This is a genomic window from Pseudomonas sp. F9001 (assembly GCF_013385435.1).
In the GTDB taxonomy this organism is placed as follows: domain Bacteria; phylum Pseudomonadota; class Gammaproteobacteria; order Pseudomonadales; family Pseudomonadaceae; genus Aquipseudomonas.
Map to the genome: position 1 here is coordinate 1 of NZ_JACAPX010000051.1, position 11,955 is coordinate 11,955.

Genomic DNA, 11,955 nt, shown 5'->3' on the forward strand with positions numbered 1-11,955 from the left:
AACCATAAGCCGCCGTTACCCAAATAACGGATATGCCCCCAAAATTCCGCCGATATTCGATCTCGAAAACCACGGCCCCCCCTGGGACATCCCACCCGACAAGCGATCTCACTGCCACCCGCTGGTGCATGCTCTTGATTGCATGCAGCTTTTTGTAGCGAGGAAGCTCGCTCCCGTTGACCCGCATGGCAGGCCAAACAGCCTAATCAATAGCAAGCTAGCTAATTGGCGCATTAATTGCCTTGAAATATGGCAATTAGACATCACTCCCGGAGTCCGCCATGAGCAGCCTGTCGAGCAGCACGATGCAGTTATCTTCCGCCGAGAAAAGCTGGCTGCCCTGGTGGGGCAAGACCGGCAAGTTCGCCATGGGCTGGTCCTGCCGCCTCAACCGCGCGGTGTACCCGGTGATGGAGCAAACCTTCGAGGCCATTGCCGAAACCCGGGTCAAACTCCTGCAAACCTGGACCCGCGAACAGTGGGAACACCTCAACGAACTGGCCACGACACTGGCCCGCGATTCCGTGCTCACCGACAACAGCCTGCTGCTGGAAAAACTGCACCAGGCCGGGGATTTTTCCGAGCTGTTTATCGTCGACCCAAAGGGCGAACTACTGGCGAGTACCTGGAGCCAGGCCAGTCACCGCGCGCTCAATCAACAAGCCCTGGCCGCCGGGCTCAAGGCGCCATTCCTCCACGGTCCCTACAGCGACCCGCTGACCTTGCAGATCGGCCCTTCGTCTTCGCGCTTCCATGACGAAGTGACCCTGATGTTCTACCAACCATTGACCCGCGAGGGCAGGGTGGTCGGCTGCCTCTGCGGTCGGGTGCCCAACGACATACTCGGGGATTTGATCCAGCGCGAGGCCGGGCATATCTTCCCCGAGTCCGGCGATAACTACCTGTTCATGGTGCAATCGCGCTTCGACCCGGCGCTGCAGCCGGGCATTGCGCTGTCCCGCTCACGCTTCGAGGACGGCACCTTCACCCACGGTGAAAATCTCAAGAGCGGCGTGCACACACCTTGGAAAACCGTACAGATCCAGCGCCACACCGAGCTGGAATTGCGGTTTATCGACCCCGCCACCCAACAACTGCACCCCGGCGTGCGGGAAACCATCCGCAAGGGCTCGAACCTGTTTGTCACCTATCCCGGCTATTCCGACTACCGTCACATCCCGGTGGTGGGCAAGGGCGTGACCTTCGAACTCCCGGGCTCGCCGGATCGCTGGGGCATGATGTGCGAGGCCGACCTGGAAGAGGTCTACCGCCGGCGCTCCCTGAGCCACGGCTTGATGAAGCCCTATCTGGCGACCATGGCCGGCCTGTTTGCCTGCAACTTCCTGGTCCGTCACTACAGTGGTTTGCCCGCCGCCTGGACCGATGCGTGCGAGGTGCTGAGCATGGTCGTCGCGGCCTTGCTGTTCAGCCGCCTGGGCCCCAGGCGCCTGGCCGCACGCCTGAATGAAATGACCGAGGTCATCCGCACCATTGCCGAAGGCGAGGGCAACCTGCGCCAACGCCTGGACAGCGGGCGCATGGTCAACGACGAAACCGGCGACATGAGCCGCTGGATCAACAGCTTCATCGACCGCCTGGATTCGGTGGTCGGCCAGGTGGTCAAGGCCAGCCACAGCGTTGGCAACACCAACCAATTGATGCTCGGCCGCAGCGAGGCGGCCGGGTTGATGTCCCATGAAGTGGCCGACGCGACCCACCGCATGATGATCATCGTTGAAGAGCAACTGGGAGAAATCCAGCAAGCCTCGGTGAGCGCCGAGCAAATGAAGCAGGCCATGGACGAGGTGGTCAGCCGGGCCCGCGAGCAATTCCTCGCGGTACAGGTCGGCACCCAGTCGATTCGCGATGTGGTGCAGCGCTCCTCGGAAAGCGTGCAACTGCTGGACAGCCGCATGGCACAGATCAGCAACATCACCGGGTTGATCAGCGACATCACCAACCAGACCAACCTGCTGGCCCTGAATGCGGCCATCGAAGCGGCGCGGGCGGGCGAGCATGGCCGCGGTTTTGCGGTGGTGGCCGACGAAGTCCGCACCCTGGCGTCACGCACTTCCAAGGCAGCGGAAGACATTCGCCAGATGGTCGAGGGCCTGCAAGGCGAAACCCGCAAGGCCGTAGGCTTCATGGAAAACGGCGTGACCAACGTCGACAGCAGCCTGCGCCTGGCCGAGGACGCCTCCTCGGAGAACGTGCACCTGCACCAGGCGGTGGAGAGCATGTTCAGCATCATCCAGCAGCTCAACGCCCGCAGCCTCGACTATGGCAAGACCATCAAGCAGGTCAGCCACTCTTCGGAGCAAATGCGCCTGACCGTAGGGGTGTTGCAGACCAGCGCGGAAACCGTGCGGGTCAATGCCAACAAGTTGCAGAAGCTGGTGGGGTTGTTCGAAGTCAGTGAGGCTGCGGCCTGACCAGGCTGCGCTTATCCAGCAGCAGGCGCTCCAACTCCTTCATCGGCAAAGGCCGGCTGAACAGATACCCCTGGATCTGATCGCAGCCGGCTTCCCGCAGAAACTCCAGCTGCGCCTGGGTTTCCACGCCTTCGGCCACCACTCGCAGCTTCAGGCTGTGGGCCAGTTCGATGATGGTGCGGGTGATAGCCGCGTCCTGCGGGTTGCTGGTGACTTCGCGGATAAACGCGATATCGATTTTCAGCGTATCAATCGGGAACCGCCGCAGGTAGGCCAGGCTGGAATAGCCGGTGCCGAAGTCGTCGATGGAGATCTTCACCCCCATCGCCCGCAGGCGCTGCAAGCTGGCGATGGTGTGCTGGGTGTTCTCCATCAGCGAGCCTTCGGTCAATTCAACTTCCAGCCAATGCGCTTCCACGCCGGCCTGGGCGAGGGACTGGGCGATATCGGCAATCAGGTCACCCTCGATCAATTGATGCCCCGAAACGTTGACCGATACCTCCACCGCGCCCACCGTGCCGGATTGCCACGCTGCGATCTGGCGGCACACGTTGTCGATCACCCAACGCCCGAGCGTGACGATCAAGCCCTGGCTTTCCAGGATCGGTATGAAGACCGCTGGAGACACCGCACCGTAACCGGGCCGGTCCCAGCGCAGCAGGGCCTCGAGGGCGCACACCTGACCGTTGGCCAGTTCGACCTTGGGTTGGTAATGCAGCACGAATTCTTCGCGCTCGACCGCCAGGCGCAGGGCTTTTTCCAGGTCCAGGCGCGCCAGGTCATGCACATTCAACCGCGAGGACTCATTTTGGTGGTGTTGAAGTTGCTGCTCCAACAACTGGCTATGGTTTTTCAACCGATCGCCGTGGGCCTTGAGCCGCAGCAGGTTGCGTACCCGTAGCCACAACTCGACCCGCTCCACCGGCTTGCTGATGAATTCTTCAGCACCGGTTTCCAGGCCACTGAGCCGCGCGCTGGACTCACTCAATGCCGAAAGCATGATGATCGGAATGTTCGCCGTGGCCTGGTTGCCCTTGAGCTGGTTGGCCACTTCATAGCCGTCCATGCCCGGCATCATGATGTCCAGCAGGATCAAGTCCGGCGGCCGCTGCGCCACCAACTGCAAGGCTTCTTCACCACTGGCGGCGCTCACGGTCTGGTAACCCTCGTGGCGCAGCAGGGTTTCCAGCAGCTTGCGCACCTGGATTTCATCATCAACGATCAACAGCGTCGCGGGTTGGCTGGCCATGGAGAGGACTCAAGTCGAGGGAGTAATGTTCTTTTGCAGCAGCGTGTCGATCACCTGGTACAGCTCTTTGTAGCGCAGGGGCTTGATGATGTAGGCGTCGCACCCGGCCCGCAGGGTCTTGTCACGGTCTTCCTTCATGGCCATGGCCGTCAGGGCGATCACCGGGATGTGCGCGGTATGAGGGTCCTGCTTGAGCAGTGACGTGGCTGCCAGGCCGTCCATGCCCGGCAACTGGATGTCCATCAGGATCAATGCCGGTTGTTTTTCCCGGGCCAGGGTCAGCCCGGTCTCGGCATCGGCGGCCCACAACACGCTGTGGCCGGCGTTCACCAGCAACAGGCGGGCGAGGCGCATATTGGCCTCGTTGTCTTCGACGATCAGGATTTCGGCCATGGGGCCTCCGCATCTGCGGCACGGTGCAGCGGCAGCCACACCACAAATCGCGCGCCTTCGCCTTCGCGGCTGGCCACGGCGACACTGCCGCCGTGCAGGTCGGTGAGTTGCTTGACCATCGCCAGGCCCAGGCCCGTGCCTTCGAATTTGCGCGCCAGGCTGCTGTCGATCTGGCTGAAGGCCTTGAACAGCTTGCTCATGTCGTCCCGGGCGATCCCAATGCCGGTGTCGCTCACGCTCAATTCCAGGAACTGTTGATGTTCGCTGGGCTGCAGGGCAAAGCCGTGGGTGGGCCAGTCCCCGGGAATCTGCCCCACTTGCCTACGATTCACCTCGCGCACCGAGAGCGTCACCGAGCCGCCGTGCTCGCTGAACTTCACCGCATTGGCCAGCAGGTTGTAGATGATCTGCTTGGTCTTGCGCAGGTCCAGTTCCAGTGCGCCGAAGTCGTCCGGGCTTTCGAGTTTCAACTGGATGCGCTGCAATGCGGCCTTTTCCCGCACGATCAGCAGGCTGTTGGCCAACAGGCCGGCCAACTCCACGGCTTCCAGTTCCAGGTCCATCATGCCGGCCTCGACCTTGGACAGGTCGAGGATGTCGTTGATCAGCGACAGCAAGTGCTGGCCGCTGGTGAAGATATCGCCGATGTACTCGCGCTGGATATCGCTCATGTCGCCCACCAGGCCGTCCTTGAGCGCCTCGGAAAAACCGATCACCGCATTCAGCGGCGTGCGCAGCTCGTGGGACATGGTGGCAAGGAACTCGGACTTCATGTGGCTGGCGTGTTCCAGCTCCAGGTTTTTCTCTTCCAGGGCACGCTCGAAACCTTTGCGTTGCGCCTCTTCCTGCTTGCGCGCGGTGTTGTCGGTGCCGATCAGCAGGTAGCCGATGATCGCGTCGTTGCGGTTGCGCAGGGCGGTCACCGACACCATGGCCGACAGGCGACTGTTGTCCTTGCGGATATAGGTCAGTTCGTAAATGTCTTCGATGCCCCGGGAGGCCTTGAACACCAGGGCCTCAAAGCCCGGCGTGATCGGTGTGTCCAGTTCCAGGCTGAGGGCGGCGGCGCGGGTGATCAGCTCGGCGGGGTCGGAAATGTCGGCCGGTGTGACGCGGTTCAGCACATCGGCGGCGGCGTAGCCAAGCATGCGCTCGGCGCCGACGTTGAAAATCTGGATTACGCCTTTTTCGTCGGTGGCGATGCTGGAGAAGTAGGCGCTGTTGAAGATCGCATCTTGCAAGGCGCCGGCCTTGAGCAGGGTTTTCTGGCGTTTGAATTCGACGATTTTTTCAGCCCGGGATTGCGGCTCCGCCGGGCTGTCGACTGAAGAGTTGTCCATGGTGCAGTGTTCCGTGAACTTCAGGCCCGACGCTGCCAAAGGCGGCGCCGCAGAGCATGCTCACAGAAGATCGCGCAGGCGCGATGAGGAGGAGATGAGGTCTTTGGACGATAGCAGATAAACCGCAACCGACAGGGATCGTAGTGGCCAAACGCGGTGTTATTTTTAGAAAAATACTCAATCGAATAGGTGAAGGTGGAAAAACGGCGGTTTTATCTGCAATTAGTCACTCCAGTTCGCTGGATGAACATTTATTCATCAGGTGAAACGTTTAATCAAACGATAAACGGCTGACGCAAGCGCTTGCGTAAGCAAATGTATCTGATTAGAGTCGGCAGCAATCAGGTCTGCCGATGACTGCCATTGGCAAACGCCCGAACACAACAATAATAAAACCAGGAGCTCAGTCATGAGCCTTGAACCCTTGCTTGAAATGCAGGGCATCAGCAAGACCTTCAACGGTCTGCGGGTGCTCAAGAACGTCAGCCTGAAGGTCTACCCCGGTGAAATCCACGCCTTGATGGGTGAGAACGGCGCCGGCAAATCGACCTTGATGAAGATCCTCTCCGGTGCCTACCAGGCCGACGACGGCGGCACCATCCGCATCGATGGGCAGCCCGTCGCCAGCTACAACCCAGCCTCCGCCAAAGCCCTCGGCATTGCCGTGATCTACCAGGAACTGAGCCTGTGTCCGAACCTCACGGTGGCCGAGAACATTTACCTGGGCCGTGAACTGCGCCGTGGCTGGACCATCGACCGCAAGGGCATGGAAGCCGGGGTGGCCGAGGTGCTGGCAAGGCTCGGTGCGGAGTTCCTGCCCACCACCCGCGTCGCCAGCCTGTCCATCGCCGAGCGCCAACTGGTGGAAATCGCCCGGGCCTTGCATGCCCACGCAAAAATCCTGGTGATGGACGAGCCCACCACGCCGTTGTCCTCCCGGGAGACCGACCGCCTGTTCGCGCTGATCAAACAGCTGCGCAGCCAGGGCCTGGCGATCATCTACATCAGCCACCGAATGGCGGAAATCTACGAGCTGTCGGACCGGGTCTCGGTGCTGCGGGACGGCGAGTACGTCGGCGAACTGGCGCGGGACGTGCTGTCGGCCGAAGTGCTGGTGAAGATGATGGTGGGCCGCGACCTGTCAGGTTTCTACAAGAAGGAACATGCGGCCTACGACCCCGGCCAGGTGGTGATGCGCGTGCGTGACATGGCCGACGGCAAGCGCGTGCGCAACTGCAGCTTTGACCTGCACGCCGGTGAAGTGCTGGGCATCGCCGGCCTGGTGGGCGCCGGGCGTACCGAACTGGCACGGCTGATCTTTGCCGCCGACCCACGCACCTCCGGCACCCTGGAGGTGGTCGGCAAAACCGTGACCCAACTGCGCAACCCGGCGGATGCGATTCGTGCCGGTGTCGTCTACCTCACCGAGGACCGCAAGGCCCAGGGCCTGTTTCTCGACATGAGCGTGGCCGACAACATCAACGTCTGTGCGTGTGTGCCGGATGCCCATGCCGGTGGCGTGCTCGACCGTGGCCACGCCGCACAACGCTCACGCGATGCGATCAAGTCCCTGTCGATCCGCGTGGCGTCGGGCAAGGTCAACGTCGGCGCGTTGTCCGGTGGCAACCAGCAGAAGGTGCTGCTGGCACGGCTGCTGGAGGTCAAGCCGCATGTGCTGATCCTCGACGAGCCCACCCGTGGCGTGGACATAGGCTCCAAATCCGAGATCTACCGCATCATCAACCAGTTGGCCAAGGCCGGCGTAGGCATCGTGGTGATCTCCAGCGAACTGCCGGAAATCATCGGCACCTGCGACCGCGTGCTGATCATGCGCGAAGGGCAACTGGTGGCCGAAGTGGGCGGGGCATCGGGGCTGGATATTTCCCAGGAGGCGATCATCGACCTCGCCACCGGCAGCGAACAGGTGGCCGCCCATGGCTAATTCAACGACAAGCGGGAGCAACACCATGACTGTGGCAACGATCGGCAAGGCTGAGCGTATTCGCGAACTGATGCGCACGGTGGGCATGTTGCCGGTGCTGGTGCTGCTGCTGGTGGGTTTTGCCCTGGCCAGCGAAAACTTCATGACGGTGCAGAACCTGTCGATCATCACCCAGCAGGCGTCGGTCAACGTGGTGCTGGCGGCGGGGATGACCTTTGTGATCCTCACGGCGGGCATCGACTTGTCGGTGGGAGCGATTCTTGCGGCTTCGGCTGTGGTTGCGTTGCAAGCGTCGATGTCACCGCAGTTCGGCATGTTCGGGATTGCCGCCGGGGTTGGCTTCGGCCTGTTGCTGGGCCTGGTCAACGGCGGCCTGATCGCCTTCATGCGCCTGCCGCCGTTTATCGTCACCCTCGGTGCGCTGACCGCCATGCGCGGTTTGGCACGCCTGTTGGCCGACGACAAAACCGTGTTCAACCCTGATTTGCCGTTTGCCTTTATTGGCAACGATTCGGTGCTGGGCGTGCCCTGGCTGGTGATCATTGCCGTGGCCGTGATTGCGCTGTCGTGGTTCATCCTGCGGCGCACGGTGATGGGGGTGCAAATCTACTCCGTGGGCGGCAACCCGGAAGCGGCGCGGCTGTCGGGGATCAAGGTGTGGAAGGTCCTGCTGTTCGTCTATGCCATGTCCGGTGCGTTGGCCGGGTTGGGCGCGGTGATGAGCGCGTCACGCCTGTTCGCCGCCAATGGCCTGCAACTGGGGCAATCCTATGAGCTGGATGCGATTGCCGCAGTGATCCTCGGCGGTACCAGTTTTACCGGCGGCGTCGGCACCATCGGCGGCACGCTGATTGGTGCGCTGATCATCGCGGTGTTGACCAACGGCCTGGTGCTGCTGGGCGTCTCGGATATCTGGCAGTACATCATCAAGGGCATCGTGATCATTGGCGCGGTAGCGCTGGATCGCTATCGCCAGTCCGGTGCGCGGACCTGATTTCACTCAAACAACAATCACAAGAGAGTCATCATGAACTTCAAACGCATGTTTCCTGTTGTCGCCTCCCTGGGCGTTGCCGTGTTGATGTCCCAGGCGGTGCAAGCCCGTGAACTGAAAGCCATCGGCATCAGCATGGGGTCCCTGGGCAACCCGTATTTCGTGACCCTGGCCGACGGTGCCACGGCGCGGGCCAAGGAGCTGAACCCGGCGGTGAAAGTCACCTCGGTGTCGGCCGACTATGACCTGAGCAAGCAGTTCTCGCAGATCGACAACTTCATCTCGTCCAAGGTCGACCTGATCCTGCTCAACGCCGTCGACCCGTCGGCCATGGCCTCGGCGATCAAGAAAGCCCGCGACGCCGGGATCGTGGTGGTGGCCGTGGACGTCGACGCCAAGGGCGTGAATGCCACGGTGCAGACCGACAACGTCGAGGCCGGCAAGCTCGCCTGCCAGTTCATCGTCGACAAACTGTCGGGCAAGGGCAATGTGATCATTCAGAACGGCCCGCAAGTCACCGCCGTGACCGATCGGGTCAAAGGCTGCAAAACCGCGCTGGCCAGCGCCCCGGAGATCAAGTTGCTGTCGGACGACCAGGACGGCAAGGGCTCCCGCGAAGGTGGCTTGAACGTGATGCAGGGTTACCTGACGCGCTTCCAGAAAATCGACGGCCTGTTCGCAATCAACGACCCGCAAGCCATCGGCAGCGACCTGGCGGCCAAGCAACTGAAACGCAGCGGCATCATCATCACCTCCGTGGACGGCGCGCCGGACATCGAGAATGCCCTGAAGACCGACACCCTGATCCAGGCCTCCGCCAGCCAGGACCCATGGGCCATGGCCCAGACCGCCGTCAATGTCGGCAATGACATTCTCAATGACAAACAACCCGCCGAAGCGGTTACCCTGCTGGCGCCAAAACTGATCACCCGCGACAACGTCGGTTCCTACAGCGGTTGGTCCAGCAAACATTAAAAGCACCCAGGAGTGAGCACCGTGGCAACCATGGAGGATGTGGCAAGAATTGCAGGGGTGTCGACGTCGACGGTTTCCCACGTCTTGAACGGCACCCGCAAGGTCAGCCCGGACACGGTGCAAGCGGTGCAGAGCGCGATCCGGCAGTTGGGCTACATCCCCAATACGCTGGCGCGCTCCCTGGCCCGGTCCACCACCAATACCATTGGCGTGGCGATCTCGGCGCTGTCCAACCACTACTTCAGTGAAACGGTGCACGCGATTGAAACCGAGTGCGCCAAGCACGGCTACATGATGTTGTTTGTCGATACCCACGACGATCCCGAACAGGAACTGCGTGTGGTCACGGCGCTGCACCATCGGCGGGTGGACGGCATTCTGCTGGCGCCGTCTACCGGTTCGCTGGCCCTGGAATACCTGCAGGCCAATCAAGTGCCGGCGGTGTTGGTGGACCGGATGATGTGTGATCGTTTCGATCAGGTCGGGGTGGAAAACACCCAGTCGACCCAGGCCCTGGTGGCGCACTTGATCGGCCATGGCCACCGGCGCATCGGCTTTATTTCCGGGCGCGCGGGGCTCGGCACTTCCGATGAGCGCGTGGCCGGCTATCAAGCCGCGTTGCAGGCGGCAGGGTTGGTGTTTGACCCGCAATTGCTGGTCAACGGTGGTTCCAGCAGCGAGCCGGCACGGCAAGCGACCGCGCAGTTATTGACCCTGGCAACACCGCCCACGGCAATCATGGCGGGCAACAACCTGATGACCCTGGGTGCGATGCACGCCTTGCGTGATGCGAATATCGACGTGCCCGGGCAGATGGCCCTGGTGGGCTTCGATGATTTTGACTGGGCGGATTTCTTCGTGCCACGCCTGACCCTGATCGCACAGCCGGTCCAGGAACTCGGCGCCCGGGCGGTCAACCTGCTGCTTGAGCGCATGGCGTCGCCCAAGCGTAAAACACACAGCGTGCGGCTCGCGCCCACCCTGAAGATTCGTAACTCATGCGGCTGCCCCTGATATGAACAACGCGGTTTCCCTTGGCATTGATCTCGGCACTTCGGAACTCAAGGCGATCCTGATGGACGCGCAAGGCAACGTCCTCGCCCATGCGGGCGCGCGGCTGACGGTCTCGCGCCCGCACGTAGGCTGGTCCGAGCAGGCGCCTGAGGATTGGTGGCAAGCATGCCTGAAGGCTCTGGACCAACTGCGCACTGATCAGCCGGATGCCTACGGCCGTGTCAGTTGCATCGGGTTGTCCGGGCAGATGCACGGGGCGGTATTGCTGGGGCAAGACGACCGGGTGTTGTACCCGGCGATTCTCTGGGATGACTCCCGTGCCATGGCCCAGGCTGAAGCCTTGGGCAGTGAGTTTGCCGACGTCACCGGCAGCTTGCCGATGGCCGGTCTCACGGCGCCCAAGCTGCTGTGGTTGCAGGAGCATGAACCGGCGGTATTCAGCGCCATTGATTGCGTGCTGTCGCCCAAGGATTACCTGCGCCTGCGCTTGAGTGGTGAGCGCGTGAGTGATGTGTCCGATGGTGCGGGGACGCTGTGGCTGGATGTGGCCAACCGTGAATGGTTTGAACCGATGCTGCAGGCCACGGGTTTGCGGTTGGCGCAGATGCCACGGCTGGTAGAAGGTGGCGCGGCCAGTGCTTGTTTGAATGCGGCTGCGGCGGGGCGACTGGGCTTGGCCGAGGGCCTGGTGATTGCCGGCGGTGGCGGGGACAACCCGGTGGCGGCGGTGGGCATAGGGGCGGTGAATGCGGGGGATGCGTTTATCACGTTGGGGACGAGTGCGGCCATCGTGGCGATTACTGATCACTCGGCGGGGAATCCGGCGAGTGCGGTGCATAGTTTTTGTCATGCGTTGCCTGGGCGTTGGTACACCATGGGGGCGATGTTGGCCGGGGCCAGTTGTTTGCGGTGGGTGACGCGGTTGACGGGGTCGGTTGATGAGCAGGCGTTGCTGGATCGGGTGCAGGCCGAGTTGCCGATCGGGCAGGGCGTGCCGGTTTCCAATCCGTTGTTTTTGCCGTATTTGGCGGGGGAGCGCACGCCCCATAACGACCCGTTGTTGCGGGGTGGTTTCATGAGCCTGGGGCATGACTGCACGCCGGCCATGCTGGGTTATGCGGTGATGGAGGGCGTCGGGTTCGGGTTGCTGGATGCATTGAATGCAGTGCAGTCGGCCGGGGCCACGGTGGGGGCTTGTGCGTTGGTGGGTGGTGGGGCGCGCAGTGAGTATTGGGCGCAGTTGCTGGCCAATATTCTTGGGCGGGAGATTTATACGTTGCATGGCAGTGAGTTGGGGGCGTGTATTGGTGCAGCGAAGTTGGGGTTCCTGTCGAGCGGCCAGGGCGCGGCGCTGTTGCAGGCGGGGATGCCGGTGAAGCAACGGTTTTTCCCGGACGGCGCTCAACAGGCTGTTTTGCAGGCGCGATATTTGAAGTTTCGGGGATTGTTGGGGGCGGCTAAGGCTTTGCACGATTAGGGAAGTTTTGGGTGTATATCCGTTATTTGGGTAACGGCTGCTATTGGTTCCGCTCTTACAGCGGCTCACTTTTGAAAAGCGCAAAAGTAAGCAAAACGCTCTTGCCCCACCACTCGGCACCTCGCCTAGGCTCGGTGTG

General features: G+C 61.9%; 9 protein-coding genes. 6 read left to right on the forward strand and 3 right to left on the reverse strand.

What is annotated here, in order from left to right:
• Positions 1 to 1,796: 1,796 nt before the first annotated feature.
• Positions 1,797 to 2,432 carry a methyl-accepting chemotaxis protein gene (locus HX818_RS31590; protein ID WP_371132487.1) on the forward strand — a complete coding sequence of 212 codons (636 nt, stop codon included), beginning with the start codon at positions 1,797 to 1,799 and terminating at the stop codon, positions 2,430 to 2,432.
• Here the strand turns inward: HX818_RS31590 and HX818_RS29595 are convergent.
• The 3 genes from HX818_RS29595 to HX818_RS29605 are packed head-to-tail and all read right to left on the reverse strand — an operon-like array spanning position 2,413 to position 5,414.
• Positions 2,413 to 3,681 carry an EAL domain-containing response regulator gene (locus tag HX818_RS29595; RefSeq protein ID WP_003209700.1) on the reverse strand — a complete coding sequence of 423 codons (1,269 nt, stop codon included), beginning with the start codon at positions 3,679 to 3,681 and terminating at the stop codon, positions 2,413 to 2,415. The two genes, HX818_RS31590 and HX818_RS29595, sit on opposite strands and share 20 nt — an antisense overlap.
• A gap of 9 nt (positions 3,682 to 3,690) precedes the next feature.
• Positions 3,691 to 4,074 (reverse strand): response regulator, encoded by a 384-nt coding sequence (locus HX818_RS29600; protein ID WP_008430409.1) that lies wholly within the window; start codon positions 4,072 to 4,074, stop codon positions 3,691 to 3,693.
• Positions 4,059 to 5,414, reverse strand: a complete 1,356-nt coding sequence (locus HX818_RS29605; protein ID WP_003209703.1) for a HAMP domain-containing sensor histidine kinase — start codon at positions 5,412 to 5,414, stop codon at positions 4,059 to 4,061. Before HX818_RS29605 ends, HX818_RS29600 begins: the two co-directional genes overlap by 16 nt.
• Before the next feature lie 409 nt (positions 5,415 to 5,823).
• Between HX818_RS29605 and HX818_RS29610 the strand changes: the two genes are divergently transcribed.
• Genes HX818_RS29610 through xylB form a run of 5 tightly spaced genes read left to right on the forward strand, consistent with a single transcriptional unit; the run spans position 5,824 to position 11,816 of the window.
• Positions 5,824 to 7,356 carry a sugar ABC transporter ATP-binding protein gene (locus tag HX818_RS29610; RefSeq protein WP_003209705.1) on the forward strand — a complete coding sequence of 511 codons (1,533 nt, stop codon included), beginning with the start codon at positions 5,824 to 5,826 and terminating at the stop codon, positions 7,354 to 7,356.
• 25 nt (positions 7,357 to 7,381) lie between these two features.
• Positions 7,382 to 8,350, forward strand: a complete 969-nt coding sequence (locus tag HX818_RS29615; RefSeq protein WP_003209708.1) for a hypothetical protein — start codon at positions 7,382 to 7,384, stop codon at positions 8,348 to 8,350.
• Between the two features lie 33 nt (positions 8,351 to 8,383).
• On the forward strand, positions 8,384 to 9,325 hold the full coding sequence (locus HX818_RS29620; RefSeq protein ID WP_177021264.1) for an ABC transporter substrate-binding protein: 942 nt from the start codon (positions 8,384 to 8,386) through the stop codon (positions 9,323 to 9,325).
• Positions 9,326 to 9,346: 21 nt separating this feature from the next.
• Positions 9,347 to 10,339 carry a LacI family DNA-binding transcriptional regulator gene (locus HX818_RS29625; protein WP_177021265.1) on the forward strand — a complete coding sequence of 331 codons (993 nt, stop codon included), beginning with the start codon at positions 9,347 to 9,349 and terminating at the stop codon, positions 10,337 to 10,339.
• Position 10,340: 1 nt separating this feature from the next.
• Positions 10,341 to 11,816, forward strand: a complete 1,476-nt coding sequence (xylB, locus tag HX818_RS29630) for a xylulokinase (RefSeq protein WP_177021266.1) — start codon at positions 10,341 to 10,343, stop codon at positions 11,814 to 11,816.
• Positions 11,817 to 11,955 lie beyond the last annotated feature (139 nt).